Raw genomic sequence first — 26,998 nt, 5'->3', positions numbered from 1 at the left:
GGTGCTGCGGCTTACTGTGTCGTTAATCAGAGGTTGAGCCGTTGGCAACCCTTCCCCCGGCTGCGGTCAAGGCTTCCGGAGTGTCCAGGTCCATTCGTGCAGGGGCCCCGATTTCCACTTCGGCAACAAGTTCGAGGTTGTCTGCAATGACATGCCGGGCACCAATGTCGCCGGAAAGAGACTTTAGGGCTCCGAAAAAGCCTTTGTCCCAGAGAACCGGGTTGCCGCGTTTACCGTTTGCGGTGGCAATGACAATTTTGGGTCCAGCTTCCGCCTGATAGGTTCCAATGAGCGCTTTCAGATGGTCTGATGTTATGCTTGGCATGTCCCCGAGGAGGATAAACACCGCATCAATACCGGCACGCAGCGCATTCACGCCGGTCCGGATCGACCCGGCCATTCCATCTGCATAGTCTGGATTATGAACCCGCACGACCGGAAGGTCCTCTACTTCGGCAGCGACCTCATCGCCGCGGTGGCCGGTCACCAGCATAGCAGTCTCTACCCCGGACTGTACCGTGGCTTCGGCCACATGACGGATGAGCGACTTTCCATCCAGCTGGGCGAGCAGCTTGTTCGGGCCTCCCATGCGGGAGGATTTTCCAGCCCCAAGGATGATCGCAGCAATACGCGGTCTAGCAACCGGTTTGGACCGCTCCCGAGGTTGCGGCCGTGACCCGATCTCCATCAGCAAACCCCCAACCCCCATGCCGGTAATGTCTTCAGATGTCACCGTGAGGCCGGCGAGCAGCCTTTCGAGGACCCAATCGAAGCCGTTTTCCTTCGGGCTTCGAGCGCACCCGGGGGCACCTATGGCGGGCGTGCCGTTTACGTCCGCCAGCATAAGGAGGTTGCCCGGATCCACCGGCATACCGAGATGCTTCACGGTACCACCTGCACGGTCGATGGCTGATGGCAAAACGTCCTGCCGGTCGACCACAGCTGACGCTCCGAAAAGGATAAGCAGCTCCGCTCCACTGTCTTTCAGATCAGCGATGGCATCGGCGACGGCTGAAGTATCGTGAGGGACCCGCTTTTCGGCCAGGATATGGCTCCCACTCAATTGAAGCCGTTGTTCGAGGACCCGGCGGGTCTTGTCCATGGTGGAGGTCTTCAAGTGCGGCAATTCGGTCGCGACCAGACCAACCTTCTGTGCCTGGAACGGGACAACCGAGACTGCCTTTGCAACGGCAACTTCTGCTTCTTTCAGAGCTGTTTCGGGAACGGCAAAGGAAATGATTTTCGCGGTCGCCACCATCCGCCCCTCGGCGACAGATGTATGGTTTTCAAGCGTCGCAAACGTGATCGCCGGGTCAATGCGATTGGCGGCATTGATCGCGGCCGGGTTCACCACCAAAAGGCCATCTGTTGCAGCGTAGAGATTGACGCGTCCGGTGAAGGCATCCTCACCGGTCAATCCGCCAGCCATCGCCGCCCGTGCCAGCCGGTCAGCGGCCGGATCCTCCAGCACGTCTCCAGGTTCGGTCCGCGCAACCGTCAATTCCTGAAATCCAGCCTGCATCAGCTGCTCGCAATCTGCGCCAGTGAGCCTGTGTCCTTTCTTGAACGTCTTGTCCCCAGCCTTTGTCTTGTGGGCGAGGATGGAGCCGGCGGCTTCTAATGTCGGGCAGGGCCCAAACCTCATGCATCCGCCTCCGGTTTGCGCATCGCCTTGATCACCGAGCCCAAGACCGCAACAGCAATTTCTTCAGGCGAAGCCGCTCCGATATCGAGACCTATCGGGGCATCGAGGCGCGAAAACCGCGTAGGGTCGGCTCCAGCCTTCTGTAGCCTTTCCAAGCGTTTTGCGTGGGTCTTGCGGCTTCCGAGCGCGCCAACATAAAAACAGTTTGCTTCAAGCGCGGCCAGAAGCGGATAATCGTCAATCTTGGGATCGTGCGTCACCGCTGCGACCGCCGTAAAGGCATCGAGAGGGGTGTCCTTCAACGCCTCTTCGGGCCAATCGGCTTTGAGCACGCTTCCGGCAAACCGGTCTTCCGTTGCAAATGCTGTCCGCGGATCAATGACCGTCACGGACAATCCGGCAATCTCGGCCATTGGCACAAGGGCCTGGCTGATGTGAACGGCACCAATAATGACCAGCCGCGGCGGAGGAACGGAAACGGTCAGGAAGACCGGTCCCTTTTCCGTTTCCACAGTGCCTGACTTGCCGGACAAGAATCTCTGTTCAAACTCCTGCGCGAGGGGGTGGCTTGAAAAATCTGCCGTCCGTTCAATAAGGTGCTGTGTGTTGTCCGACAGATTGGTCACGACGATGGCCGCGCGACGTCTCTCCGTCAGGTCGTTCAAGCGTGCAAGAAGGCTTAGTTCCATCTTATCAGGTCCGGTCCGTTGCCAGTTTAACGCCGAGGCCGACCATCAGGCTGCCGCCAATCCATCGGGTGACGTCTTGCGCTTTGGAGGAACGGGCTAACCTGTCCCTGACTTCGGATGCGAACATTACGGTGATCAGGTCGGCTGAGGTGAATGCCAGATTTACGATCGTTCCCAGCAGCAGGAACTGCATCCAGATCGGCAAGCCAGCCTCCGGGCTGACGAATTGCGGCAGGAAGGCGATGAAGAAGACGGCAACCTTTGGGTTGAGAACCTCCACCAGAACGCTGTCGACAAAGGACCGCCTTGGGCTTTTGTGAGGAAGGTCGGGGCATGTGCCGCCGCTGACCTTAGTGCGGATCATTTGTACACCCAAAAAGATGAGATAGGCCCCACCGATCAGCTTGAGCGCGAAGTAGAGCGACGGCACAACGGTAAACAGGGCGGAGAGGCCGAAAGCGGCCGCCAGAACATGCACATAGCAGCCCAAATGGATTCCCAAAGCTGCCATAAAACCCGCTTTCCGGCCACGGGATAACGTTTGTGCAGCTGTGTAGAGCAATGCCGGGCCCGGCATGTAGGCAAAAAGCGCCGTTGCAGCAAGAAAAGCCAAGAGACTTTCGTAAGTCATGGTGTTTGACGCCTTAAACGACCGGTTCCACGTAAACTTTAATGCGCCCACCGCAGGAAAGACCAACCTGCCAGGCTGTTTCGTCTGCAACGCCGAATTCCAGGGTGGTGGCTTTCTGTGTCTCGATGACCTCAAGGGCCTCGGTTACCACAGCACCTTCGACACAGCCGCCAGAAACCGACCCTTCAAAATTGCCATCACTGTCGATGACAAGATGAGACCCGGCTGGGCGCGGAGCGGAGCCCCAAGTCTCAATCACAGTCGCCAAGGCAACGGATTTGCCGGCCTTCAACCAAACTTCCGCAGTTTTCAAAATGTCGGTGGGGGTATGGCGTGCAGTGCTGCGCATCCTCAAGTCTCCCTCAGCGGTTACCGGATAGATATATCGGGTTTCTGGCGTGATTAAAGGACCAGGGCGCATGAAAAAACGGCGCCGGTTTGAAACCGGCGCCGGTGCAAGGCGTAATTGGCTCTATGAGCTGACGTGTTACTCGGCCGCAAGGCGCATGGACGGTGCAGCACTGAGAACCGACCCGTCGACATGCGCCTCGAACGTTTCGAAGTTGCCGACAAACATCTGGACAAGCTTTGCAGCCTGCTCATCGTATGCCGCTTTGTCAGCCCAAGTTTCCCGAGGTGTCAGAATTGCTGTGTCGACGCCTTCCACCGTGACAGGAACCTCGAAACCGAAATTGGCATCTGTGCGGAACTCGGCATCTTTGAGCTTTCCGGACAACGCGGCCTGCAGAAGGGCGCGGGTTGCCTTGATCGGCATACGGTTGCCCGTGCCATATGCGCCGCCGGTCCAACCGGTATTGACCAGCCAGCAATCAACATCATGCTTGGCGATAAGCTCTTTCAGGAGATTACCGTATTCCGATGGGTGCCGCGGCAAAAACGGAGCCCCGAAGCAGGTTGAAAACGTTGCTTGCGGTTCGGTCACGCCTTTTTCGGTGCCAGCAACTTTCGCCGTGTAACCTGACAGGAAGTGATACATGGCCTGCGCCGGTGTCAGACGCGCCAAGGGCGGCATCACACCGAACGCATCTGCCGTCAGCATGATGATAGTCCTCGGGACAGGAGCCTGACCGGTCGCACTTGCATTGGAGATGAAGTGGATCGGATAGGCCGCGCGTGTGTTTTCGGTTTTGGACCCATCATTGAAGTCGGGCACGCGCTGTTCATCCAGCACCACGTTCTCCAGAACGGTGCCAAAGCGCTGTGTGGTTGAATAGATTTCCGGCTCTGCCTCTTCCGACAATTTGATGGTTTTCGCGTAGCAGCCGCCTTCGAAATTGAACACGCCGTTTTCGCTCCAGCCGTGCTCGTCATCTCCGATCAGGGTTCGCGATGGATCTGCGGAAAGAGTGGTTTTGCCGGTTCCCGAAAGCCCGAAGAAAACGGCAGTGTCGCCGGCATCACCCACATTTGCCGAGCAATGCATCGACATGATGCCTTTTGCTGGCAGGAGATGATTGAGCATGGTGAATACGGACTTCTTCATCTCGCCGGCATAGGATGTGCCGCCGATCAAGACGATTTTGCGGGTTAAATCGACAGCAATGACTGTCTCGCTGCGGCAACCGTGGCGCTGCGGATCGGCCTGAAAGCTGGGCAGATCGATGATTGTCATTTCCGGATCAAAACCGGCAATCTCTTCCGCACTCGGACGCAAAAGGAGATTACGAATGAACAGGGAATGCCAAGCAAACTCGGTATACACCCGAACGGGCAACCGGTGCGCGGGATCCGCGCCGCCGAATAGGTCCTGCGCGAAGAGATCCATGCCCTTTGCATGGTTCAGGAAATCCTCAAGAAGAAGGTCGAACTTCTCCTTGTCCATTGGCGCATTGTTGTCCCACCAAACGGTGCTTTCCGTCTCAGCGTCCCGGACAACGAACTTGTCCTTAGGAGAGCGGCCTGTGTGAATGCCTGTTTCGGCAACCAAGGCACCGCCAGCCGCCAAACGGGCTTCTTTGCGGGACAGCGAATACTCATAAAGTGCAGGCTCGGTCTGATTCCAATACACCGAACTCAGGTCCGTGAAGCCAAAAGGTTCACAACCGATATTCCTGACACCAATTTCTAGCATTGTCCCGCTGTCCTCGTGATGTGGGCATACATCGCCGCCGGACGTGAAACGTTAACAAAGTATAAATCCGGGGCGAAGTCCGGAGAACGTAGTGGAAGGCCCTAAGGGCAGCAAGTCGGCAAAATGGGTTATGATGTTGTTTAATCGATTAAATTTGCCAATTAAAAATGGAATGATTAATTTTCCTGTCAAACTAAAAAACGAAAGTTTCGAATGCTTCGGTTTGGTGGATCTTTCGAAGATTTATGAATGGATTTCGCGCCTGACACGCAGTTCACCCGCCTTATCGGCTGAAGGCGTTTGCACTTGTGTCAATCGGGTCTTGAAATCGAACGCGGCAAGTCCCAAGCAGGATGCAGTCGAACCTAATCGCCCGTGATTTGGACGTGTTAAGCCTTGGTTTGCCTTAATTTATGCGCATTTAGAATGCCAAAGGCAGTGTGTTACTTTAAAGATCGAGCGCGCCATCGGTGCGTTGCCGAAGATGGAAAACAAGTATGCCGACGATCGCTCTGGTCGATGACGACCGTAATATCCTGACGTCTGTTTCTATTGCATTGGAAGCCGAAGGTTACCGGGTTCAGACCTATACCGACGGGACATCGGCACTGGATGGCCTGCAGAGTGATCCGCCGGAGCTGGCTATTTTCGATATCAAGATGCCGCGCATGGACGGAATGGAACTCTTGAGGCGCTTGCGTCAGAACTCGGACATGCCGGTCATCTTCCTGACTTCAAAAGACGACGAGATCGACGAGCTGTTCGGCTTGAAGATGGGCGCAGACGATTTTATCCGGAAACCGTTTTCCCAGCGCCTGCTTGTTGAGCGGGTTCGGGCAGTGCTGCGGCGCGCGCAGCCGAAAGATGCGACCACTGCACGCGATGATGCTGACAAGCTGCTGGAGCGTGGTCAGCTGGTAATGGATCAGGAACGCCATACCTGCACCTGGAACAACAAGCCGGTAACACTGACGGTCACCGAATTCCTCATCCTGTCGGCGCTTGCACAGCGCCCTGGTGTGGTGAAGAGCCGGAACGCCCTTATGGATGCGGCCTATGACGATCAGGTCTATGTCGACGACCGGACAATTGACAGTCACATCAAACGGCTTCGCAAGAAGTTCAAGGTTGTTGATGATGACTTTGATATGATCGAAACCCTCTACGGCGTGGGCTATCGTTTCCGCGAAGCATAGGGTTGAACCGGAAAGCGGCCTGAATGGCAGTTGACAGCGAGCGCATGGACACCGGGTCGGTACCGGATCCGCATAGCGGGTCCGAACGCTCGCGTTTGCGCCGCCTGGGAAACCGCCGTCTGCGCCGCCGCCTGCTCAACCAGCTCGGCCGGATATTCGGGACTTATGTTCTTTCTTCACTGACCCGGCGCATCATCGCAATCAACCTTGTCGGTCTTCTGGCGCTGGTCATCGGCATTTTGTATCTCAACCAGTTCCGGGCTGGTCTTATTGATGCCAGGGTGCAAAGCCTCTTGACGCAAGGGGAGATCATAGCCGGTGCGATTGCCGCTTCGGCTACGGTCGATACGGGGACTATCACGGTTGATCCCGAGCGGCTTCTTCAGCTTCAGGCGGGGGAAAGCATCACGCCTACCAATGATGATCTCGACAGCCTCGATTTTCCGATTAATCCGGAACGGGTTGGCCCGGTCCTGAGGCGGCTGATTTCTCCAACGAAAACCCGCGCCCGGATCTATGATCCCGAGGGGATCCTGATATTGGATTCCCGCCATCTTTATTCCAGTGCGCAAATTCTGCGGTTCGACCTTCCTCCACCAACGTCGGAGGAACAAGGTGTTCTGGATTCAGTCTGGCAATGGACTAAGCGCTGGCTGAGCCAGGGTGATTTGCCGATCTACCAGGAAGTCGGCGGAGGTGACGGCCGTGCTTATCCGGAGGTCGAAGCTGCCTTGGCGGGCTCACCCGCGAGTGTGACCCGTGTTTCCCAGCGCGGCGAGTTGATCGTCTCCGTGGCCGTGCCGATCCAGCGGTTCCGGGCGGTGCTCGGATCGCTTTTGCTGTCAACGCAAGGCGGCGATATCGACGCCATCGTGCGCGCGGAGCGGATCGCGATCATCCGCGTTTTTCTGGTCGCAGCCACTGTCACCATTTTGCTGTCGATCCTGCTGGCGGGAACAATCGCTGGGCCGGTACGGCGGCTGGCTGCGGCTGCCGACCGGGTCCGGCACGGTTCGAATTCCCGCGAAGAAATACCGGACTTCTCTGATCGCCAGGATGAAATCGGCCATCTGGCCAGAGCGTTCCGCGAGATGACCTATTCGCTCTACGATAAGATTGACGCCATTGAGCAGTTTGCAGCTGACGTTGCCCATGAACTGAAGAATCCGCTCACATCGCTCCGCAGCGCCGTTGAAACATTGCCGCTCGCCAAATCCAAGGAATCGAAAGACCGTTTGATGGAGGTGATCCAGCACGATGTGCGCCGGTTGGACCGCTTGATCAGCGATATTTCTGATGCGTCCCGCCTGGATGCGGAACTTGCGCGGATCCAATCCGAGACCATCGATATTGCTGAGTTGCTGCGCAATATGGCGGATGCCGTCAATCAGCGGAGCGGCGCGGAAGATCCAAGTGTGAAGTTGTCGGTGGCGGACGCACCCGGCCACAAGCCCTACCAGATGCAAGGCCACGACATCCGCTTAGGCCAAGTGGTTAGCAACTTGCTAGACAATGCACGCTCCTTCTCGCCGCCCAAGGGGACCGTGCGCGTTGACCTGAGCCGGGAAGGGCGATGGATCAAGATCCTCGTTGACGATGAAGGACCGGGTATCCGCGCCGAAAACACGGAGCGGATCTTCGAGCGGTTTTACACGGACCGCCCGGACAATGAAGGTTTCGGAAACAACTCGGGTTTGGGGCTTTCCATATCCCGGCAGATTATCGAGGCCCATGGCGGCTCACTGAATGCAACCAACCGCATGGAGCCTGACGGCAAGGGCGGTCAGACCGTCGCCGGTGCGCGGTTCATCATCCAGCTCCTTGCTGGATCTGGAAAATGACTGGCGACAACATTCATGCCAATTGTGTTGTTGTGGGCACCGCTGGTTTATTGATCCGCGGTCGATCGGGATCAGGCAAATCGGCCCTTTCGGACAGGCTGCTGGTGTCGGCCAGCCGGCTTGGTCACCTGGCAGGGTTTGTGACAGATGACCGCGTTGACTTGATGCCGGTTGCCGGGCGGCTCCTTGCGATGGCGCCAAAGGAAATTGAAGGAAAACTTGAGGTCCGGGGCTTTGGCATTACAGGGGTGTCATGCTTTGGTGCGGCACGGGTTCACCTCGTGATTGATCTGAAGCCATTGCATCAGATCGAGCGTTTGCCGGACCGCCCTCTCGCGCAGGTCGCACTTCAGGGCGTCGAGCTACCGTATTTGGTTTGCCCAGAGCGGCAGGAAAGTGCCAGTACGCGGCTAATCCGTTGGGGGCTCCGAAGGCTCTATCCGTTCAGTCCCAGTTACATTTAAACACGCGGACGCGTTTTTTGCTTGCAACTGTTGAAACGGTTGCCGAGAGTGCTGCAGACTGATAAACGCCCTGCTCCCTAGTGAGCTTCAGCACATGATTTTCAGGCCTTTATACGTATGATCGGACTTGTACTCGTCACCCACGGACGCCTTGCTGAGGAATTCAAGGCAGCGCTCGAGCATGTTGTCGGTCCGCAAGAGCAAGTTGAAACCATCTGCATAGGGCCGGATGACGACATGGAGCAACGCCGTCAGGACATTCTGACAGCGGTTGAGGCCGCAAACAGTGGTCAGGGTGTTGTGCTGCTGACCGACATGTTCGGCGGAACACCATCCAATCTTGCGATCTCCGTAATGGACAGCAAATCTGTTGAAGTCGTTGCCGGCGTGAATCTTCCGATGCTCATCAAGCTGGCAAGCGTCCGTTCAGACCGGGGTCTCGCCGAAGCTGTCGATGAAGCCCGCCAGGCGGGCCAAAAGTACATTTCTGTCGCCAGCCAGGTGCTGTCGGGACAAACATAATCAAGAAACACCCGCCCATCTTATGACCGACATGACCGTCCTTGAAAAAGATCTGACCATAGTCAACCGGCGGGGCCTCCATGCAAGGGCCTCGGCAAAGCTGGTCAAGCTGGTTGAAACCTTTGAAGCTGACGTTGAAGTCTCAAAAGACGGGCAGACTGTCGGTGGAACGTCCATCATGGGGTTGATGATGCTCGCGGCCAGTCCGGGATGTTGCATACGCGTTTGCATTAGCGGCCCGCAAGCGGAGGCGGCCATGACCGCAATCGCGGCGCTGGTCGACAATGGATTTGGCGAGACGGATTGAGCGGATCACGGCAGGTTTCCGTCTGCCGGTTGCCTTTGGGCATCCCACTTGAACTGCCGCGCATTTGGGGTGAGTGGGGAAGAGATGGTGCAAGACGCCCGGAACCGGTACCGCAATGCGGTTGAAGCTGTTCTGCAGCACTTTCATGACATTCTGGATCTTCAGTTCGGTTTCGAACTCTGGGATGGTGCGACGGTTCCGCCCGATCTGCCAAAAGACGGCCTGAGGATCGTCTTGTCCGAACACGCACTCCTTCGGCTTGTCCGGCGGCCATCGCTCAAGACAGTGGTCGATCTCTATTCGATATCCGACATTGATCCTATCGGCGGCAGCATCTTCGACTTTGCGGAAAAACGCCCCAAAGTGAAAAGCCGCGATATCCGGAAAAAGCTGAACAAATCCCTGTTGCTGAAAAATCTCATACCGGTCTTAAGGGGCCCTGGAAGTTCCGGGAATGCTGATGGCATTGAGGGTCTGGATGCCGGAAAGGCCGCCGATCGCAGCTCGGGAAGCCGGAAAAGCGATATCGCGTTTCATTATGATGTCTCAAACGATTTCTACCGGCTCTTTTTGGATCCGGAGTTGGTTTACACCTGTGCCTATTTCACGGACTGGTCGAACGATCTTGCAACGGCACAGAAAGACAAGCTCGATATGATTTGCCGGAAACTTCGCTTGAAGCCGGGCGAGAGGATGCTGGATATCGGGTGTGGCTGGGGCGCGCTCATTTGTCATGCGGCGGAGCATTATGGCGTCAGTGCGCTGGGCGTTACCCTTGCAGAAGAGCAGGCAAAACTGGCGCGCGAACGTATTGCCGAACGTGGCCTGCAAGACCGGGTTTCGGTAGAGCTGATCGACTATCGCGATTTACCGAAAGGGCGTTTCGACAAAATCTCGTCGATTGGCATGTTCGAGGCTGTCGGCCTGGACAACTATGACAATTACTTTCAAAGCGTGCACAAGCTTTTGCGTCCGCGCGGGCTTTACCTGCATCACGCCATTACCCGCAGAGGGCGGAAAAACCTTAAAGCGTTCCGCCGGAAAAAGCCGGAATACCAGGCCTTGGTCCGGTACATTTTCCCCGGGGGTGAGGTGGATCACATCGGGTGGACACTGACGAACCTTGAGCATCACGGGTTTGAAGTTCATGACGTCGAGGCGTGGCGCGAGCACTATGCGCGGACCACGCGGCTGTGGGCGGAGAACCTGACAGCGGTCAAGGAAGCAGCAATCGCCGAAATTGGGGAGCAGCGGTACCGGCTATGGCTCGCGTATTTGTGCGGTGTCTCGCTAGGCTTTGAGCGCGGCTCGATTAATATTTTCCAGACAGTGTCTTCAAAACGGACTAAAGGCCCATCCGGGTTACCGCCAACTCGGGCTGATCTTTACTGAAATTGACCCGAAATGATTTCAAATCTGCCTGTGAGATACAAAAATATATCATTAGTATTGAATGATATAAAAACGTATCATAAAATGTGATTAGATACGATATTGTGTCGTATATTGAGCTTTCGGCGGTTGAGGACGAGAAAGACGCGGGATGGCAGCACGGCACTGTACTGTTTTGATGGGAGACATCATCAAGAGCGAAGAGCTCCCGCGTCAGGACCTGTATTCAAAATTCAACAAGGCCGTTCGGGACGCAAATCAACAATTCGCCGCTAAGCTCGCCTCTCCCTTGACCATCACGCTTGGCGATGAATTCCAGGGGTTGCTGGACAATCCCGGCGATGCATTTGAGATTGCCAACACAATGCGTTTGGATTTGCTTTTCTCCGGAATTGCCTGCCGTTTTGTAGTCGGCCAGTCGGTCCTGCAGACACCTGTCAACAAAGAAGCGGCCTGGAACATGCTGGGGGACGGACTGGCCGGGGCACGTGCGCGGCTGAACGAAAAACAGGACACGAATGCTTACCGTTTCACCTTATTGAAGGCTGAAGCGGACGCCAGGATGACTGCAACTCAAGATTTGCTGGAGGCTATGGGCGGTGTGTTGACAGAAATGGAATTGGCCTGGACGGCCGCCCAAATGAAAACCCTGAAATGCTGGCGGGAAAAAAACGCCGATGTGGAAGCTACGGCAGCGGAATTGAAAGTTGCACAGCGGACGGTTTACAAGTCAGTGGAGCGCGCGGAATGGGACGCTTACAATAACCGCCTGACCGCTCTTCGCGGCTACCTGAGCACAGCCTTGACCGAATAGAGACACACGGTTTTGCAGTTCATACTTCAAATCGCGGGTTATATCCTGATCGTCTATGTGCTCCTGGACGGTGGCACGTGGTTTGCCAGATACACTCTCGAGCGGAGCGGGGCCGGAAAACGCGAAAAAGACCTGCTTGAAAAACTCCGCGCCAAGCAAGTTGGCAATGAGAGCCTCCAATCCGGCGGCGAGACCGCACAGACGGACGACCGCAACAATTCCGGCAGATACATTGGCTATCTGGAGCGGGCGCTGATCGTCGGCGGTGTTATTTACGGAAAGTGGGAAGTGATTCTGGCGGTGATCGCGCTGAAAACGGTTGCCCGTCATAAGGAGCTGGATGAAAAAATCGACGCTGAATACTTTCTGATAGGATCATTCTCGAGCATTCTTTGGGCCGTCGGCTGTGCAGTCCTGTTGGTGGTGTATGACGCGCAACTGGGTTTTCAGGTTTTGCCGAAAGACTGGCTTTTTGGAGCCGAGGGTGTGCTCAGCCAAGGAAAAGGCTAGCTTTAGGCCCGTTCAAAGGACTGGCTTACTGTAAGGGATGTCGAACGAGTTTGGATCATATAAAGAATTCTTTATATCTTTATTGCCAGATTTGCCGCTGGGCGGTATATACCCCGCAGCGAATTCCTAACTTGGAATTCAGATGAGTAACGCTGATGCCTCAAGAGCTCAAACACCGAGGCTTTAGGCGGCGCTACTTGGCACCTGAGGACTGGCATGTCGCTGGACCAAACAGCAGGACCTTTTCATGGCTGATTACATCATTAAAGACATCGGGCTCGCAGACTGGGGCCGCACCGAGATCGAAATTGCCGAGCACGAGATGCCGGGCCTGATGGCCTGCCGGGAAGAATTCGGCGAGTCTAAACCGCTCAAGGGCGCCCGCATTGCCGGATCGCTCCACATGACGATTCAGACTGCGGTTCTGATCGAGACACTTGTGGCGCTGGGTGCTGAAGTGCGTTGGGCGTCCTGCAATATCTACTCTACGCAAGACCAGGCTGCTGCTGCGATCGCTGCTTCCGGCGTTCCAGTCTTCGCGGTCAAGGGTGAGACGCTCGAAGAATACTGGGATTACGCGGACAAGATCTTCGACTTCCCGGATGGCGCCAACATGATCCTGGATGATGGCGGCGACGCGACCCTCTACATCCTGATCGGCGCTCGCGTCGAAGCTGGTGAGACCGGACTTATCGAGGATCCGAAATCGGAAGAAGAAGAGGCCCTGTTTGCGCAGATCAAGAAGCGTCTTGCTGCAAACCCGGGTTGGTTCACCAAACAGCGCGACCTGATCCAGGGCGTTTCGGAAGAAACCACCACCGGTGTTCTGCGTCTTTATGAGATGCAGAAAAACGGCGCGCTGCCGTTCCCGGCCATCAACGTCAATGACAGTGTCACCAAGTCCAAATTCGACAACCGCTACGGTTGCCGGGAGTCGCTTGTCGACGGCATCCGCCGCGGCACCGATGTCATGATGTCCGGTAAAGTGGCAGTGGTGTGCGGTTATGGCGATGTCGGCAAAGGCTCAGCCCAATCGCTTGCTGGTGCCGGCGCCCGTGTCATCGTGACCGAAATCGATCCGATCTGCGCGCTCCAGGCGGCCATGGACGGGTTTGAAGTCAAGACGATGGAACAGGCTCTTCCCGAGGGCGACATCTATGTGACCGCCACGGGCAACAAGGACATCATCACCTTCGATCACATGCGTGAGATGAAGGACATGGCGATCGTCTGCAACATCGGTCACTTCGACAATGAGATCCAGGTCGCTGCGCTCAAGAACACAAAGCTGCGTCCGGTCAAGGATCAGGTCGACATGTACGAGTTCCCGGATGGCAAGCGCATGATCCTTCTGTCCCAGGGCCGTCTCGTGAACCTTGGCAATGCCACCGGTCACCCGAGCTTCGTGATGTCAGCAAGTTTCACCAACCAGGTGCTGGCCCAGATCGAGCTCTTCACAAAGGGTGATCAGTACAAGAACGAAGTTTACGTCCTGCCGAAGCACCTCGATGAAAAGGTCGCACGCCTGCACCTTGAGAAGCTTGGTGTGACGTTAACCGAATTGAGTGACGATCAGGCCCAATATCTGGGGATTAATAAGGTTGGTCCGTTCAAGTCAGAACACTACAAATACTGATTTGGCGAGCTCGGGCCACAACATATTGTTTTGCCCCTGATTCGACCTTGTGAACAAAAATCGACAGGACCGTTCAATTTGAACGGTCCTGTTAACTTTTCGGTTACCGACTCTTCTGCGCGATTCGCAAAAAGGTTATGGTTTTAACGAATCAGAGGCCTGAGGCGAATGCCTTTGATTTGCTCCCAGAATTTGGGGCACAAATCCGCATTTGGCGGACCATGGCGGCGTAAGGGGTTCATAACATGCCGAAAGGCGGCGGGGACGGCGCGCGCAATCGCGCGGCGTGGCGAGATTGGAGTCTGAAAAAGATTCAGCTGAGCGGCACCGCTCTCGTTGGTCTTGCAGCGTCCATGCGTCCTGCCTCTGCAGACGTTCTCTCCGATACCCTGGCTGCAATTAATCCCGACATGATGATCCTGTTTGGCGCCTTGGGCGGAATGTGCGCATTTGCCATTACGACCGCAGCCGTTCTCATCCGCCACCGGAGACAGTCCGCGGACCTTACTGAGGCCCTCGAAAAGGAAAAAAGCGATCTGAAGTTCCGTGTTGACCGGCTTGAAGCCATGCTCAACACAGATGAACAGCGTGTGATCGTTTGGACCGGCAACGGGGCCATGCCTCAGATCTGGGGCATTCTTCCAGACAAGTCAGGTGTCCCGCGGCCCCCGGCGCAGCTTCTGGCATTCGGCAGCTGGCTGACGGCAAAATGCGCGGGCGATCTGGAACGGCACCTGGATATGCTTTTCCGGTCCGGCGAAACCTTCTCGACCACGTTAAAGACCCGGACCGGCAGTTACGTCGAAGCCCATGGGCGCACCACGGGCGGCGCTGTGGTTTTGCGGTTGCGGGACCTTACCGGCGAACGGCAGATGCAGGCGGAACTGGCCGCGCGCAACGCAAAGATTTCAGGCGAACTGCACATGCTGCATTCGCTTCTTGATGCTATGCCCGCACCGGCTTGGCAGCGGGATGCGGAAGGCAACCTTATTTGGGCCAATCAGGCCTACGCCGAGGCGGTCGAGATGCCGAACGCGGAACAGGTAATTCAGGATGGCACCGCATTCCTGGACGCCGCAGCCCGCACGGCAATGGCTGTCCAGCGGGACGAGGATGGCTGCTTCAACGCGCGGATCCCGATTGTGGCCTGCGGCGAACGCTGTGTATTTGAGGTGACTGATGTCAACGCGAATGTCGGCGGAGCCGGCATTGCCGTCGATATCAGTGAAATGGAGCAGGCGCGGAAAGAACTCAACCGTGCGGAGGACTTCCACGGGCGCACCCTTGATCAGCTTGCAGCTGCCGTTGCGATTTACGGAAGCGACCGGAAGCTGCAGTTCTACAATGCCGCGTTCCGCCAGCTCTGGGATCTCGATCCGGCATTTCTGGAATCGCGGCCGGAGGATGGCGCTGTTCTTGATGCGTTGCGGGCTGCGCGGAAATTGCCCGAGCAGGCTGATTACCGCGTTTGGCGGAACAAGATGCTGGAGAGCTATCAATCTCTCGAGGCCAAGGAAAACTGGTGGCACCTGCCGGATGGACGCACTTTGCGTGTGATTGCAAATCCGCATTCGCAAGGTGGTGTCACCTATATCTATGAAAACGTGACCGAGCAGTTGGATCTGGAAAGCCGCTATAACGCGCTGGCACGGGTCCAGGGCGAAACGCTTGATAATCTATCCGAAGCGGTTGCCGTGTTCGGCTCGGACGGAAAACTGCGGCTTTGGAACCCGGCATTTGGCAAAATCTGGAGACTCGAGGAAGATCAGCTTGCCGAGTTGCCGCATGTGAAGGAAGTCGTGTCGGCTTGCACGCTGAACGATGTGGAGAAGGAGGCCTGGGAACAACTGGCTGGAAATGTAACGGGGCTTTTGGACAACCGGACACAAAAAGTCAGCCGGCTCGAGCGGCACAATGGCGACGTTCTGGACTACGCCACCGTACCTTTGCCCGATGGCGGCACACTCGTCACTTTCGTGGACGTCACCGATAGTGTGAATGTGGAACGGGCCCTCGTTGAGAAGAACGAGGCGCTTGAACAGGCCGACCAGATCAAGAACGCCTTTATTCAGCATGTGTCTTACGAGTTACGGTCTCCGCTGACCAACATCATCGGCTTTGCGCAGCTTCTGTCCGACCCGAAGTTTGGCGATCTTTCCGACAAGCAAAGCGAATACGCCGACTATATCCAGTCATCCTCTTCGGCGCTTCTTGCGATCATCAACGATATTCTCGATCTGGCAACGCTCGATGCGGGGATCATGGAGCTGGATCTCGGGGAAGTCGATGTCGCCTCAACCGTGTCTGCAGCCGTTGAAGGGCTTAAAGACCGGATTGCAGAAGCCCGCATTACGCTGCAAACCCACGTGCCGTCCGATATCGGCAACATGATTGCGGATGAAAAGCGCCTCCGTCAGGTTCTCTTCAATCTCATCTCGAATGCCGTGAGATACTCCGAGCCGGATGGAGTTGTGGATGTCACATGTGCGCGCGAAAATGATACCGTATCCTTTGTTGTCAAAGACCACGGCTATGGCATTCCGGCGGAAATCCTGACGCAGGTTTTCAACCGCTTCGTGGGACATGACACAGGGGCGCGGCGGCAAGGGGCCGGACTGGGCCTTGCAATTGTGAAAAGCTTTGTGGAACTGCACGGCGGGACGGTCGACATTGTCTCTCTCGAAGGAACCGGAACAACCGTCACCTGTACTTTCCCGGCCCGTCCGGATCTGGCCGATCAGGACGCGGCCGAGTAAGCCGCGCAGTCTCGCATGATGACTGGAACATCCGCCTCATCCCCCTCTTATCAAAGTGAACAAATCGAAGCCCTTCTTGCAAAGAGTGGCTGGGCGGGGGCGCAACGCCGGCATCTGGCGGGAGACGCCTCGCTCAGAACTTTTGAAACGGTCGCCGAAGGTGGTCGCAATGCGGTCCTGATGCGCTGGCCGTTCACAGGAAATCAGGTGCCGGACGCAGTGCGCAGTTACATGACACGCGTTCATCTGGCTCAAGATTGCCGGTCCGTCCTTGCAATCGGGCAGGAGCTCCGGGCGCACGGTTTCCGGGCTCCAGAGGTCTTCGCCGCAGACATTGAAGCTGGGCTCATTCTGAGCGAAGATCTCGGGCGGACGACGCTTGTGGAGCATGGCAGGCCGGTTGAAGAGCGATATCACGCTGCCGCTAAACTGCTGGCCCGGCTGCATGGCGAGGCCTGGCCAGAAGTGGTGAAAATTTCTGGAAACACCTCTTATCAAGTGCCTGTTTACACGTCTGAGGCCCTAATCGCTGAGGCTTCTCTGTTCCTGGATTGGTACTATCCTGAATTGGCGGGTGAGGCGGCTCCCCAAGAGGTGAGAACCGAGTTTGAAGCGCTCTGGAAGAAGGCGCTGTCAAGCATTCGCAGCGCTGAAACAGGATGGGTTTTAAGGGATTTTCATTCGCCGAACCTGTTGTGGCAGCCCGCAGCGGCAGAGGCAGACCGGATTGGCCTGATTGACTTTCAGGACACGGTGATCGGCCCCGTTGCTTATGATGCAGCCAGCCTGTTTCTGGATGCCAGAACAGACATTTCGGTTGAGCTGGAAAGTGCACTACGGAATGCTTACGTGGCCTGTCGTGTGGACCAGAACGCAAACTTCGATGTGACCTCCTTTGATCGGGCTTATGGGGTTATGGCGCTTCAGCGGATAACAAAGATCCTTGGCATTTTTGTTCGCCTTGCCCGGCGGGACAACAAGCCCGGTTACCTGGGCCATTTGCCGCGCATGCAGGGCTACCTGCAACGTGTGCTTGACAGCGGCGCGGTGCCGGATTTGAAAGAATGGTACCTGCGTTACGCGCGCTAGGCCGCAGCGGCGCGCTCACGGGAATTGAGGATAGAGCAATCAGATGACCAACCCACGCTTTCGTCCATCCAAAGCTATGATCCTTGCTGCCGGTCTTGGCAAGCGGATGCGGCCGCTCACCGCGACCACACCGAAGCCGCTCATTGAGGTGAACGGTCAGGCACTGATCGACCATGGAATGGACCGGCTGGCCGCAGCGGGGGTCAAGACTTGCGTCGTGAACGTGCATTACCTTGCCGATCTGGTGGAAGTGCATGTCCGCCGGCGCGATGACATGGAGATCATCATTTCAGATGAGCGTGAACAGCTCCTGGAGACTGGCGGCGGCATCAACAATGCATTGCCGCTTTTGGGACCTGAGCCGTTTTTCCAGCTGAACTCTGACACGTGTTACTGGATCGAGGGGGTCAAGCCGAACCTGGAGCACATGATTGATGCCTGGGACAATGAGCGCATGGATGCGCTCTTGCTTCTTGCAGAAACAGTAAATGCGGTTGCCTACTCGGGGCGCGGTGATTTTGATATGGCACGCGACGGGTCGCTGACGCGCCGCCCGGAAAAGGGCGTGACACCCTTTGCTTATGCCGGGGCTGCGATCTATCACCCGCGGCTCTTTGAGGGCGCGCCTGAAGGGCCCTTCTCCATGAACACGCTGTTCGACAAGGCAATCGCTGATGGCCGTCTGTTTGGCGTTCAAATGGAAGGCCTCTGGCTTCACATTGGAACACCGGAAGCCATTCGCGCAGCCGAATATGCCGTGCGCGAAAGTGCAGCTTGAGGCATGCCAGATCAGCAGCGCTTCTTCACAATCCCGCCATCCGTTCCATTTCTGAAGACACTTGTCGAGGCGCTGGTGAACGGCACTCTGGTACGTGGCTTTGAGCCCCGTTCAGATCCACTCGCCCTGTCTGATGTCACGCTCTACCTCCCAACCCGGCGCGCGGCACGGTTGCTGCCGGACCTTTTCAAGGAATGTTTCGGTGGACGTCCGGTCCTGCTTCCGGCGATCCGCCCGGTTGGCGATGCGGAGGAGGACCTGCAGGTTCTGACCGGTGGCCCGGACCTGGAGCCGCTTGACCCGCCAATGCCGCTTCTGGAAAGGCATCTTACCATGACCCGGCTTGTCATGGCCTGGAAAGGAACCCTCCGCCGGGAGGCCTTGTCCCTCAAGTCGGGCGAGCCGCTTGGCATCCCAGCATCTGCCGCTGATGCGGCCTGGCTTGCCGGAGATCTGCTTGCCTTGATGGATGAGGTTGAAACGGAAGAAGCCGACTGGGGGGATGTTGCCGGTCTCGTGCCGGAAGACCATGCGCGCTACTGGCAAATCACCCTGGATTTTCTGCAGATCGTTCAATCCGCTTGGCCAGCTCATTTGGCCGAACGCGGTCTTATGGATCCGATGGTGCAGCGGTCGCAACTGATCCGGCGCGAGGCGGAGCGGTTACGGTCTCATCCGCCCAAGGGACCGGTTATTGTTGCTGGCGTTACCGGTTCGGTTCCGGCAACAGCGGAATTGCTGAAGGCAGTTGCCGGGCTTGAGAACGGTTTTATCGTTTTGCCTGGTCTCGATACCCGCCTCGATGACCGATCCTGGGAGGTGATCGGTGAACGGCAGGCGGGCAAAGGGGAGGCGCGTTCCATCAGTCAGCCACTCCCCGGACATCCACAATATTCTTTGAAGCAGCTCCTGGGCCGGTTGGGCATGACCAGGACCGGCTTTACCGCCCTGGGCCCGGCCCCGGAGCCGGATCTGGACCTGCGGGAGACGCTGGTTTCAGAGGCGCTCAGACCGGCTGATACGTCTGACGGCTGGACCGCTTTTCTGAATGAAATGGATGAAAGAGAGCGTGCGTGCGCCCTTGAGAACGTCGGGATTATGACAGGGCGCAACGAAGCGGATGAAGCCTTGAGCGTTGCAACGGCCTTGCGCGAGGCGGTTCAGCTGGGCCAAGCTGCTGCCCTGATCTCCCCTGACCGGATGTTGACGCGGAGAGTTGCGGCCGAGCTGATCCGCTGGAACATCCAGGTCGATGACAGTGCCGGACGGCCACTTGATCAAACCGCGCCGGCGGTCCTTGCGCTTCTGGCGGCACGGCTCGCGCTCGGCGGGTGCGAGCCGATTGACCTGTTGAGTTTGCTGAAACATCCGCTGGCACGGCTCGGTATGCCCGTCAAGGATATCAGGTCGGCGAGCCGGGCGCTGGAGCGCGGGGTCGTGCGCGGCCCGCGCCCACGGCCTGGGACGGCAGGTCTGAGGGCTGCAGTTGAGGCAAGCCGCCGTGCATCGGATACCCCGCATGTCCCGCGCTGGAAGAAGATACATGAGGGCGATTGGGACGTCATATCTTCGCTGGTTGACCGCCTAGGTGATGCCTTGCAGCCGCTTGAAGACCTTGCGGGCGCATCAGAGCCTGTTCCCGTTGCCGAACTGGCGCGCCGTCATGTTGATGTTGTCCAGGCAGTCGCCCGGGAAGAAGATGGCAGCTTAAGCGAACTCTATGCTGGCGAGGCTGGTGAAGCGCTTGCAGCATTTCTAACCGGTCTTTTGGAAGCAGATCATAGCGGCCTCGCCATTCATCCAGCCGAATGGCCGTCTGTACTACCGGCGCTCATGGTGGGCCAAGCGGTCCGCCGCCGTCTGCCCGGTGATCCGCGTGTCCAGATTTTGGGGCCCATGGAGGCAAGGCTTCAGTCTTTCGATTTCGTGGTTCTCGGGGGATTGAATGAAGGTATCTGGCCGCAGAGAACCCGGAATGATCCATGGCTGAACAGACCCATGAAACGGGAATTGGGCCTGGAGCCGCCAGAGCGCCGGCTGGAGCTGCAGCGCACGACTTCTCGCAGGGCATGGGAGCCCGGCGGGTCTTACTGTCGCGCTCCGGGCGCTCCGATGGCGCGCCGACCGTCGCCTCACGCTGGCTTCAGCGGCTGACAACGCTTGCGGGCCCTACTGTCACATCGGCGATGGAAGAACGTGGCGCCTATTACACGAAATTTGCCGCGTATCTTGACCAGCCTCTGGGCAGTGTAACCCCCGCAGAGCGCCCGTCTCCGCGTCCGCCAATAGCCGCAAGACCCGAGACGCTGTCTATTACCGAGATCGAAAGGCTGATCCGCGACCCTTATGCGATTTACGCCCGCCATGTTCTCAAGCTCCAGCCTGTTGATCCTATTGGCGGAGAACCCGGTGCCGCCGACAAAGGCAATCTGATCCACGATGCGCTCGCGCGTTTTCTGACCGTTTGGGATTGCCCAATGGACGAAAGCGCGGTTGCCGCCCTGATCGGCATCGGTGATGACTTGTTCGAGCCCCTGGACGCCTTTCCGGCCTTGCGTGCGTTGTGGTGGCCCCGGTTTCAGCGCATTGCCAAGGAATTCGTCGGCTATGAGGCCAAGCGGAGTTTGGAGGTCGAGAAACGGTATCTGGAAATCGGCGGCGGCGTTCCGCTGGCCTTGCCCGGCTTTGATTTCCGTTTGCGGGGCCGCGCGGACCGGATCGATGTCATGAAGGACGGAACCCTTTCGATCATTGACTATAAAACCGGACAGGTGCCGAGCCAAAAACAGGTCGACGCCCTGTTGTCACCGCAACTGCCATTGACGGCGGCAATGGTGAAGCGCGGCGGATTTTCAGACATTCCTGCATCTGAGCCGATCTCGGATCTTCTTTATCTTCAACTCAAAGGCGGATCGGATCCTGTGCTTGAAGCAGGCCGGAATCCAAAAGAAACGGCGCTGGAGGACTTGATCGAAGATGCCTGGAGCCGCCTGGAACAATTGATCGCCCATTATGCGAAGGAGGAAACCGGATATCTCTCACGGGCCCGCGTGATGCGTGAGCGTCAGCAAGACGGGCCCTACGATCATCTCGCTCGCACGCAGGAATGGGCCATTGGCGGGGAGGAGACGGAGTGAGCTTTCAAATCCCCGAACTGACCCGGACACGTCAGGATCTTGCGTCCCGTCCGCAGGCCTCCGCTTGGGTGAGTGCAAATGCCGGTTCAGGCAAAACCTTTGTCCTGTCCCGCCGGGTTGTCCGTCTGCTCCTCGATGGCACGGATCCATCGCGGATCCTGGCCCTGACGTTCACCAAGGCTGCGGCGGCCGAAATGGCAACCCGTGTCTTCAAGATCCTTGGCACGTGGGTAACCATGTGCGACGAAGCGCTCACGGCCGAATTGACGGATATTGAAGGGCGGAAACCGGACCGGCCGCGTCTTGCCATGGCCCGCCGTCTCTTCGCGCGCGCGTTGGAAACGCCTGGCGGGCTGAAAATTCAAACCATTCACGGCTTCTGCGAGGCGTTGCTTCATCAGTTCCCGCTCGAAGCCAATGTAGCGGGTCATTTTGCCGTGCTTGATGACCGGGTGGCGACCGAGCTGATGGCCGCAGCGCGAGAATTTGTTCTACACACAGCGGAAAGCGAACCGGACAGCGCTTTTGGCCGGGCCCTCGGCTCGGTGATTGATCTCATGAGTGACGGTGCTGCTCAAAAGGCACTGGATGAGCTGATCCAGAACCGGGACGCGTTTCGCCGCTGGACGGGAGACGCAGGCGGGCTCGACACTGCCCTGAACGATTTGGCGCTCGATCTTGAGGTGGAGGCCGGTGCAACGGTCTCCGGTTTTGATGCGCAGTTTAAGTCCAGCTGCCCGTTCGATCTGAACACCTGTCTCAGTTATGCCGAGGCCCTGAGAACCGGAACCAAGACGGATCAGGCCAAGGCGGAGGCTCTCGTCGCAGCCGCAAGGCTGACCGATACCGTAGCGTTTCGGGAGGCCTGGCTGCCGCTGTACTTGACCGGCAAACTGGAGGCCCGCAAATCTCTTGCGACCAAGAAGGTTGCGGAAGCCTTTCCTGAAATGGTCGAGGCGCTTTTTGGCGAGCAACAACGGCTACTCGGCCTCCTCGAAGAACGCCGGAAACGGGTCACATATGAAGGGACCGTTGCTTTGCTCCGGCTGGCCGATGCAGTGATCGGTCATTACGAAGAAGCGAAAAACACAAGAGGTTACCTGGATTTCGAGGATCTTGTGGTCAAGACCGCGACCCTCCTTGCGAAGTCCGATGCGGCCCAATGGGTGCAGTTCAAACTGGACCAGGGCCTTGACCATATTCTCGTTGACGAAGCGCAGGATACAAGCCCGCGCCAATGGGAAGTGATTGCTTCGCTGGCGTCAGAGTTCTTTTCCGGTGAGGGCGCGCGCGAGGCGGCAAGAACTCTTTTTGCGGTCGGTGACGAAAAGCAGTCCATCTACTCCTTCCAGGGAGCAATCCCAGCCTATTTTGATGCCATGCGGCGGGATTTTTCGAGGCGTGCCGGACAGGCCGAGCGGGAATTTCATTCCGTCAACTTGCAGCTCTCGTTTCGCTCGGCGCCGGATGTATTGGGGGCGGTCGACCGGATCTTCAAGGACGAGGCGGCGCATAAGGGACTTTCACAGGAGGTGACCGCACCGGTTCACGAAGCCATCCGGCGGGACCCCGGAGTCGTCGAGCTGTGGCCGATGGAGGCCGAGACGGAGATCGATGAGCCGGATGACTGGCGCCAGCCGATTGATCATGTCGGCACGGGCAGCCCCATGCTCAAACTGGCCTGCCGGATTGCCGAAACCATTTCCGGGTGGGTGAGAAGCGGTGCGGTTGAACCTGGTGACGTGATGGTTCTCGTGCGCAAACGAGGCCCGTTTGTCGACGCTTTGAACCGGGAACTGAAACGGCTCAACTTACCGACAGCTGGCAGCGACCGGCTTGTTTTGACAAAGCATATTGCTGTCCAGGATCTTGCCGCTCTGGGCCGGTTCATGCTTTTGCCCGAAGATGATCTGTCCTTGGCTGCCGTTCTGAAAAGCCCCTTGTTCGGGCTGGATGATGACTACCTTCTGGAGGTCGCACGCGAAACTCCGGACAAGGTGAGGCCCGGAACGCTTTGGCAGATGGTGCTCAAGCGCGCATCGGCAGACGCGAAGTGGGCAGCCGTGCGCACGCGTTTGGAAGACTGGCGCAGCCGCGCGGACTTCGTACCTCCATACGAGTTCTTCGCGCGCCTTCTTGGAGCGGATGGTGGCCGGAAGGCCTTTCGCGGACGCCTTGGTGTCGAAGTCGACGATGTTCTCGACGAGTTCCTGGCGCTTACGATTGCCTATGAGCAAACCGGCATGCCGGGCCTGGAGGGGTTCCTGGCCTGGATGGCCGCCGCGCCAACAGAAATCAAGCGCGAGCTTACCAACACAAAAGGCATGGTCCGGATCATGACCGTGCACGGGTCCAAGGGATTGGAAGCAAAGACCGTGATCCTGGCAGATCCGGGCGGCGCTCCTGTCAGCGCCCTTCATGATCCGGCCTTTCTGCCACGGGCAAGACACGGAAACGAGCTGTTACCGCCAGCCCTTGTGTGGTTGCCGCCAAAAGCTGACCGGATGGCTTGGCACGAGGAGACGCTTTCGGGGCTCCGGGACAAGCAGGAGGAAGAGTACCGGCGTTTGCTCTATGTGGCGCTCACCCGGGCCGAAGACAGGCTTGTTGTCTGCGGGTGGCAGCCAAAACGGGGAGCTCATGAAAACTGCTGGTATCAGATGGTCTCGCGAGCCCTGAAGCCTGAGGCAAAGGAGATCCAGAACCCGGCTGGGGATATCGTTGCATGGCAATGGCAACAAACGCCTTCGCCAGCTGATAGTGAAACCGCGCCGAAGGAAACCCAACCCGAACGTACCCCAACTGATCCGGTCATGCCCGGATGGTTGCTGGAACCCATGAAACCTCTACCCAGAAAGCGGCGGCTTCAACCATCGAAAGTGTTTGAAGCGATGGAGACCAAGGAGGGGATAGATACCGTTCCCAAAGGCTCCAGGCTTCATGCAAAGGCGTCTGACGCGTCATGGCCACTGGAAAAAGGAACACTGATCCACCGGCTGCTGGAGCTGCTTCCGGATGTTCCGGCCGGGGCCCGGAAGAAGGCGGCAGCCGATCTGATTGATCAAGGCGTGAAGCCGGAATTTGCCGGGCACCGGGAGGATCTGCTGAGGGAAGTCATCTCCGTTCTGGAAGCCCCGGCATTCGCATATGTGTTTTCGAAAAATGCCCGCGCCGAAGTTCCGGTTGTTGGAACCATTCAGGCCGCCAACGGGGAGGGTGTCGAGATCTCGGGTTTGATTGACCGCCTGGTGATCGCCGATAACCGTGTTGTGATCGTGGACTACAAGACCAACTTGAACCCGCCAACGGCGGTTGATGATGTCCCGCTAGAGTATCGTGCACAGCTAAGTGTTTATCGGGAATTGTTGCGTCACATCTATCCCGGTCACGAGATTGTTGCCCAGCTTTTGTGGACATCTGGTCCGTCCATCATGGAAATCCCGGCAGCCGTCCTCGAAGAAACCTTTGCCAACCTTCTGCCGGAGACCATCGCGGGTTGACGCCGCCTGGAAGGCTACCTACGTTCGTGCCAACCAGCGCGCTTGCATTGGGTAGGCGCAGCTCTTCCAAACCACGAGATATTGTTATGGCTACCACACAAGTCACCGACGCGTCATTCGCAGCAGAAGTTCTGGAATCCGATGGTCCTGTTGTCGTCGATTTTTGGGCGGAATGGTGCGGCCCTTGTAAGATGATTGCGCCAGCCCTGGAAGAAATTTCCGAGGAGTTGGACGGCAAGGTCAAGATTACCAAGCTGAACATCGATGAGAACCAGGACATGGCCATGAAGTATGGCGTCCGGTCCATCCCCATGCTGATTATCTTCAAGGACGGCGAACCAATGGCACAGCAGGTTGGTGCCGCACCGAAAAACAAGCTTGCCGACTGGATCAACAGCGCCCTTTAAGTCGTCACGGGCAGCCGGGCTGCCAAGACCATATCGATGCGATCCGGCGGATAAGCGAAAGCCTATCCGCCGATCTGCTTTGAAAAATCGAGGCACCGGACTTATAAGCATCCGCAGACAAGTTTGAGCCAAACGGAACATTCATGAGCAACGAAAATCAAACCCCGGAAGATCAGCCGGAATCCGTCACACCGGACACTGAAGCAGCCGCAGAACAGCCAGATGCCGGAGATGAAGCTGGTGCTGACCCGGTTGACGCTCTGACTGCTGAAAACGCGGAGCTGAAGGACCGGGCGCTGCGCACGATGGCGGAAATGGAAAACCTACGCCGCCGGACAGAAAAAGAAGTCAAGGATGCCCGGCAATATGCTGTTTCCAGTTTCGCTCGGGATATGCTGACGGTCTCCGACAATCTTCGCCGTGCTCTTGAAGCGCTGCCGGAAGAAGACCGGCGCAATGCCGATGCTGGCGTAGCTTCTCTGATCGAGGGTGTTGAAATGATTGAGCGGGATCTGCTCAATCAGCTGGAGAAGAACGGCGTCAAGAAGCTGGAGCCGGAAGGGCAGAAATTCGACCCGAATTTCCACCAGGCCATGTTTGAAGTGCCGAACACGGAAGTCCCGAACAACACCGTTGTCCAGGTCGTTCAGGCCGGTTACGTGATCGGCGAGCGCGTTTTGCGTCCTGCCATGGTTGGTGTTTCCAAGGGCGGGCCAAAAGAAGTGCCACAAGCTGCGGCGACCGGCGACGCAGGAGAGGCTGTTGACAAGAGTGTGTGACCCTCAGCCGGCGCTTTCTGCGGGAATGGCCCGCTGATCTAACTGCCGCGAACACATGACATTCAAACCGCCCTTGCCATATGGTCAGGGCGGTTTTTTTGATTTTGGATCGGCCGATTATGCTGTTGCAGTATCTGGATTATGTCGGGGTTGCGGTTTTCGCCATTACCGGCGGGATTATCGCCTCCCGCAAGCAATTGGATTTCATCGCGTTTTTGTTTTTTGCCACGCTGACCGGCATTGGCGGCGGGACCTTGCGCGACTTGTTGCTTGGTGTGCCGGTATTTTGGGTTGGCAATGAAGGGTATTTGCTGGTCTGCTTGGGGGTCAGTGTGTTCCTGTGGTTTTTCGCCCACTGGATCGAGCAGCTCAACAAGCCGCTGAGATGGGCGGACGCTGTGGGAATTTCTGCGTATTCCGTGATGGGGGCGGCCAAGGCCATGAGCGTTGGCGACACGGTTTTGGTTGCCGTCCTGATGGGGGTGGCGACAGCGACGTTCGGCGGGGTGTTGCGTGACACAATTGCGCGCGAACCGTCATCAATCGTAAAGCCGGAGATTTATGTGAGTGCCGCTTTTGCCGGGGCCGGCTGCTTTGTGCTTTTGGCCAAGCTTGGCCTTGCCCAGCTCCCTGCGGCCTGTATTGCCGGGCTGTTGGCTTTCGTCTTGCGCGGCGGCGCGTTGACCTATGGCTGGACCCTTCCGGGCTACAAAAGCCGCTAGAGCACCTCCCACAGAGATGTAAGGGCTTGCTCCCGTCTTGAGATGTGCCGGCGCCGGTGGGGGGCCTATGGTCCGAATGTGACCGCAGCCG

Annotated in this window: 24 protein-coding genes; 19 read left to right on the top strand and 5 right to left on the bottom strand. The window is 57.4% G+C overall.

Annotation, left to right across the window (positions count from 1 at the left end):
- Window positions 1-22: 22 nt before the first annotated feature.
- The 5 genes from E1180_RS10410 to E1180_RS10390 form a co-directional block, all read right to left on the bottom strand.
- Window positions 23-1,645: an NTP transferase domain-containing protein gene (locus E1180_RS10410; RefSeq protein ID WP_155191104.1), complete on the bottom strand. Its 1,623-nt coding sequence runs from the start codon at window positions 1,643-1,645 to the stop codon at window positions 23-25.
- A complete protein-coding gene (locus E1180_RS10405; RefSeq protein WP_155191103.1) occupies window positions 1,642-2,334 on the bottom strand; it encodes an XdhC family protein in 693 nt (230 codons plus the stop codon). The genes E1180_RS10410 and E1180_RS10405 overlap by 4 nt, the downstream gene beginning before the upstream one ends.
- A 4-nt stretch (window positions 2,335-2,338) precedes the next feature.
- Window positions 2,339-2,965, bottom strand: a complete 627-nt coding sequence (locus E1180_RS10400; RefSeq protein ID WP_155191102.1) for a LysE family translocator — start codon at window positions 2,963-2,965, stop codon at window positions 2,339-2,341.
- A 13-nt stretch (window positions 2,966-2,978) separates the two neighbouring features.
- On the bottom strand, window positions 2,979-3,314 hold the full coding sequence (locus E1180_RS10395; protein ID WP_155191101.1) for an XdhC family protein: 336 nt from the start codon (window positions 3,312-3,314) through the stop codon (window positions 2,979-2,981).
- Window positions 3,315-3,452: 138 nt separating this feature from the next.
- On the bottom strand, window positions 3,453-5,057 hold the full coding sequence (locus E1180_RS10390; RefSeq protein WP_155191100.1) for a phosphoenolpyruvate carboxykinase: 1,605 nt from the start codon (window positions 5,055-5,057) through the stop codon (window positions 3,453-3,455).
- Between the two features lie 91 nt (window positions 5,058-5,148).
- Here E1180_RS10390 and E1180_RS10385 point away from each other — a divergent pair, with 91 nt between their 5' ends.
- The 19 genes from E1180_RS10385 (at window position 5,149) to E1180_RS10300 (ending at window position 26,907) form a co-directional block, all read left to right on the top strand.
- A complete protein-coding gene (locus E1180_RS10385) occupies window positions 5,149-5,436 on the top strand; it encodes a hypothetical protein (RefSeq protein ID WP_155191099.1) in 288 nt (95 codons plus the stop codon).
- Between the two features lie 118 nt (window positions 5,437-5,554).
- Entirely contained in the window at window positions 5,555-6,253 is a 699-nt protein-coding gene (locus E1180_RS10380) for a response regulator transcription factor (protein ID WP_155191098.1), read from the top strand.
- 23 nt (window positions 6,254-6,276) lie between these two features.
- Window positions 6,277-8,094 carry a sensor histidine kinase gene (locus tag E1180_RS10375; RefSeq protein WP_155191097.1) on the top strand — a complete coding sequence of 606 codons (1,818 nt, stop codon included), beginning with the start codon at window positions 6,277-6,279 and terminating at the stop codon, window positions 8,092-8,094.
- Window positions 8,091-8,558 carry an HPr kinase/phosphorylase gene (locus E1180_RS10370; protein ID WP_155191096.1) on the top strand — a complete coding sequence of 156 codons (468 nt, stop codon included), beginning with the start codon at window positions 8,091-8,093 and terminating at the stop codon, window positions 8,556-8,558. Before E1180_RS10375 ends, E1180_RS10370 begins: the two co-directional genes overlap by 4 nt.
- Window positions 8,559-8,675: 117 nt before the next feature.
- Window positions 8,676-9,080: a PTS sugar transporter subunit IIA gene (locus E1180_RS10365; RefSeq protein WP_155191095.1), complete on the top strand. Its 405-nt coding sequence runs from the start codon at window positions 8,676-8,678 to the stop codon at window positions 9,078-9,080.
- Between the two features lie 31 nt (window positions 9,081-9,111).
- A complete protein-coding gene (locus E1180_RS10360; protein ID WP_155191132.1) occupies window positions 9,112-9,387 on the top strand; it encodes an HPr family phosphocarrier protein in 276 nt (91 codons plus the stop codon).
- An 84-nt stretch (window positions 9,388-9,471) separates the two neighbouring features.
- Complete coding sequence (locus E1180_RS10355) at window positions 9,472-10,779, top strand: class I SAM-dependent methyltransferase (RefSeq protein WP_155191094.1); 1,308 nt, start codon at window positions 9,472-9,474, stop codon at window positions 10,777-10,779.
- 151 nt (window positions 10,780-10,930) lie between these two features.
- Entirely contained in the window at window positions 10,931-11,593 is a 663-nt protein-coding gene (locus E1180_RS10350) for a SatD family protein (protein WP_155191093.1), read from the top strand.
- A gap of 12 nt (window positions 11,594-11,605) precedes the next feature.
- Window positions 11,606-12,103 (top strand): hypothetical protein, encoded by a 498-nt coding sequence (locus tag E1180_RS10345; RefSeq protein ID WP_155191092.1) that lies wholly within the window; start codon window positions 11,606-11,608, stop codon window positions 12,101-12,103.
- Between the two features lie 247 nt (window positions 12,104-12,350).
- Window positions 12,351-13,739 carry an adenosylhomocysteinase gene (gene ahcY, locus E1180_RS10340; protein ID WP_155191091.1) on the top strand — a complete coding sequence of 463 codons (1,389 nt, stop codon included), beginning with the start codon at window positions 12,351-12,353 and terminating at the stop codon, window positions 13,737-13,739.
- Window positions 13,740-14,092: 353 nt separating this feature from the next.
- A complete protein-coding gene (locus E1180_RS10335; RefSeq protein WP_244314032.1) occupies window positions 14,093-16,495 on the top strand; it encodes a PAS domain-containing sensor histidine kinase in 2,403 nt (800 codons plus the stop codon).
- A 15-nt stretch (window positions 16,496-16,510) separates the two neighbouring features.
- Window positions 16,511-17,584 (top strand): aminoglycoside phosphotransferase family protein, encoded by a 1,074-nt coding sequence (locus E1180_RS10330; RefSeq protein WP_155191089.1) that lies wholly within the window; start codon window positions 16,511-16,513, stop codon window positions 17,582-17,584.
- Window positions 17,585-17,627: 43 nt separating this feature from the next.
- A complete protein-coding gene (locus E1180_RS10325) occupies window positions 17,628-18,362 on the top strand; it encodes a nucleotidyltransferase family protein (protein ID WP_155191088.1) in 735 nt (244 codons plus the stop codon).
- A 3-nt stretch (window positions 18,363-18,365) separates the two neighbouring features.
- Window positions 18,366-20,516: a double-strand break repair protein AddB gene (gene addB, locus E1180_RS10320; RefSeq protein ID WP_208997066.1), complete on the top strand. Its 2,151-nt coding sequence runs from the start codon at window positions 18,366-18,368 to the stop codon at window positions 20,514-20,516.
- On the top strand, window positions 20,432-21,499 hold the full coding sequence (locus E1180_RS22220) for a PD-(D/E)XK nuclease family protein (protein ID WP_341873555.1): 1,068 nt from the start codon (window positions 20,432-20,434) through the stop codon (window positions 21,497-21,499). The genes addB and E1180_RS22220 overlap by 85 nt, the downstream gene beginning before the upstream one ends.
- Window positions 21,469-24,999 carry a double-strand break repair helicase AddA gene (gene addA / locus E1180_RS10315; RefSeq protein ID WP_155191087.1) on the top strand — a complete coding sequence of 1,177 codons (3,531 nt, stop codon included), beginning with the start codon at window positions 21,469-21,471 and terminating at the stop codon, window positions 24,997-24,999. The genes E1180_RS22220 and addA overlap by 31 nt, the downstream gene beginning before the upstream one ends.
- Before the next feature lie 86 nt (window positions 25,000-25,085).
- The gene (trxA, locus tag E1180_RS10310) at window positions 25,086-25,406 is read left to right on the top strand and encodes a thioredoxin (RefSeq protein ID WP_155191086.1); all 321 of its coding nucleotides are present in this window, start codon (window positions 25,086-25,088) and stop codon (window positions 25,404-25,406) included.
- Between the two features lie 143 nt (window positions 25,407-25,549).
- On the top strand, window positions 25,550-26,185 hold the full coding sequence (gene grpE / locus E1180_RS10305; RefSeq protein WP_155191085.1) for a nucleotide exchange factor GrpE: 636 nt from the start codon (window positions 25,550-25,552) through the stop codon (window positions 26,183-26,185).
- 119 nt (window positions 26,186-26,304) lie between these two features.
- On the top strand, window positions 26,305-26,907 hold the full coding sequence (locus E1180_RS10300) for a trimeric intracellular cation channel family protein (RefSeq protein ID WP_155191084.1): 603 nt from the start codon (window positions 26,305-26,307) through the stop codon (window positions 26,905-26,907).
- Window positions 26,908-26,998 lie beyond the last annotated feature (91 nt).

Source organism: Roseibium denhamense (genome assembly GCF_009711415.1).
GTDB lineage: Bacteria > Pseudomonadota > Alphaproteobacteria > Rhizobiales > Stappiaceae > Roseibium > Roseibium denhamense.
Note: the sequence above shows the minus strand (reverse complement) of the source record. Positions and strands in the feature narration are given on the sequence as shown.

Bases quoted from the DNA above. Each gene is read 5' to 3' on its own strand.
- E1180_RS10410 (WP_155191104.1), bottom strand. From the start codon at position 1,645: ATGAGGTTTGGGCCCTGCCCGACATTAGAAGCCGCCGGCTCCATCCTC.
- E1180_RS10405 (WP_155191103.1), bottom strand. From the start codon at position 2,334: ATGGAACTAAGCCTTCTTGCACGCTTGAACGACCTGACGGAGAGACGT.
- E1180_RS10400 (WP_155191102.1), bottom strand. From the start codon at position 2,965: ATGACTTACGAAAGTCTCTTGGCTTTTCTTGCTGCAACGGCGCTTTTT.
- E1180_RS10395 (WP_155191101.1), bottom strand. From the start codon at position 3,314: ATGCGCAGCACTGCACGCCATACCCCCACCGACATTTTGAAAACTGCG.
- E1180_RS10390 (WP_155191100.1), bottom strand. From the start codon at position 5,057: ATGCTAGAAATTGGTGTCAGGAATATCGGTTGTGAACCTTTTGGCTTC.
- E1180_RS10380 (WP_155191098.1), top strand. From the start codon at position 5,555: ATGCCGACGATCGCTCTGGTCGATGACGACCGTAATATCCTGACGTCT.
- E1180_RS10375 (WP_155191097.1), top strand. From the start codon at position 6,277: ATGGCAGTTGACAGCGAGCGCATGGACACCGGGTCGGTACCGGATCCG.
- E1180_RS10370 (WP_155191096.1), top strand. From the start codon at position 8,091: ATGACTGGCGACAACATTCATGCCAATTGTGTTGTTGTGGGCACCGCT.
- E1180_RS10365 (WP_155191095.1), top strand. From the start codon at position 8,676: ATGATCGGACTTGTACTCGTCACCCACGGACGCCTTGCTGAGGAATTC.
- E1180_RS10360 (WP_155191132.1), top strand. From the start codon at position 9,112: ATGACCGTCCTTGAAAAAGATCTGACCATAGTCAACCGGCGGGGCCTC.
- E1180_RS10355 (WP_155191094.1), top strand. From the start codon at position 9,472: ATGGTGCAAGACGCCCGGAACCGGTACCGCAATGCGGTTGAAGCTGTT.
- E1180_RS10350 (WP_155191093.1), top strand. From the start codon at position 10,931: ATGGCAGCACGGCACTGTACTGTTTTGATGGGAGACATCATCAAGAGC.
- ahcY (WP_155191091.1), top strand. From the start codon at position 12,351: ATGGCTGATTACATCATTAAAGACATCGGGCTCGCAGACTGGGGCCGC.
- E1180_RS10335 (WP_244314032.1), top strand. From the start codon at position 14,093: ATGCGTCCTGCCTCTGCAGACGTTCTCTCCGATACCCTGGCTGCAATT.
- E1180_RS10330 (WP_155191089.1), top strand. From the start codon at position 16,511: ATGATGACTGGAACATCCGCCTCATCCCCCTCTTATCAAAGTGAACAA.
- E1180_RS10325 (WP_155191088.1), top strand. From the start codon at position 17,628: ATGACCAACCCACGCTTTCGTCCATCCAAAGCTATGATCCTTGCTGCC.
- addB (WP_208997066.1), top strand. From the start codon at position 18,366: ATGCCAGATCAGCAGCGCTTCTTCACAATCCCGCCATCCGTTCCATTT.
- E1180_RS22220 (WP_341873555.1), top strand. From the start codon at position 20,432: ATGGGAGCCCGGCGGGTCTTACTGTCGCGCTCCGGGCGCTCCGATGGC.
- addA (WP_155191087.1), top strand. From the start codon at position 21,469: ATGGGCCATTGGCGGGGAGGAGACGGAGTGAGCTTTCAAATCCCCGAA.
- trxA (WP_155191086.1), top strand. From the start codon at position 25,086: ATGGCTACCACACAAGTCACCGACGCGTCATTCGCAGCAGAAGTTCTG.
- grpE (WP_155191085.1), top strand. From the start codon at position 25,550: ATGAGCAACGAAAATCAAACCCCGGAAGATCAGCCGGAATCCGTCACA.
- E1180_RS10300 (WP_155191084.1), top strand. From the start codon at position 26,305: ATGCTGTTGCAGTATCTGGATTATGTCGGGGTTGCGGTTTTCGCCATT.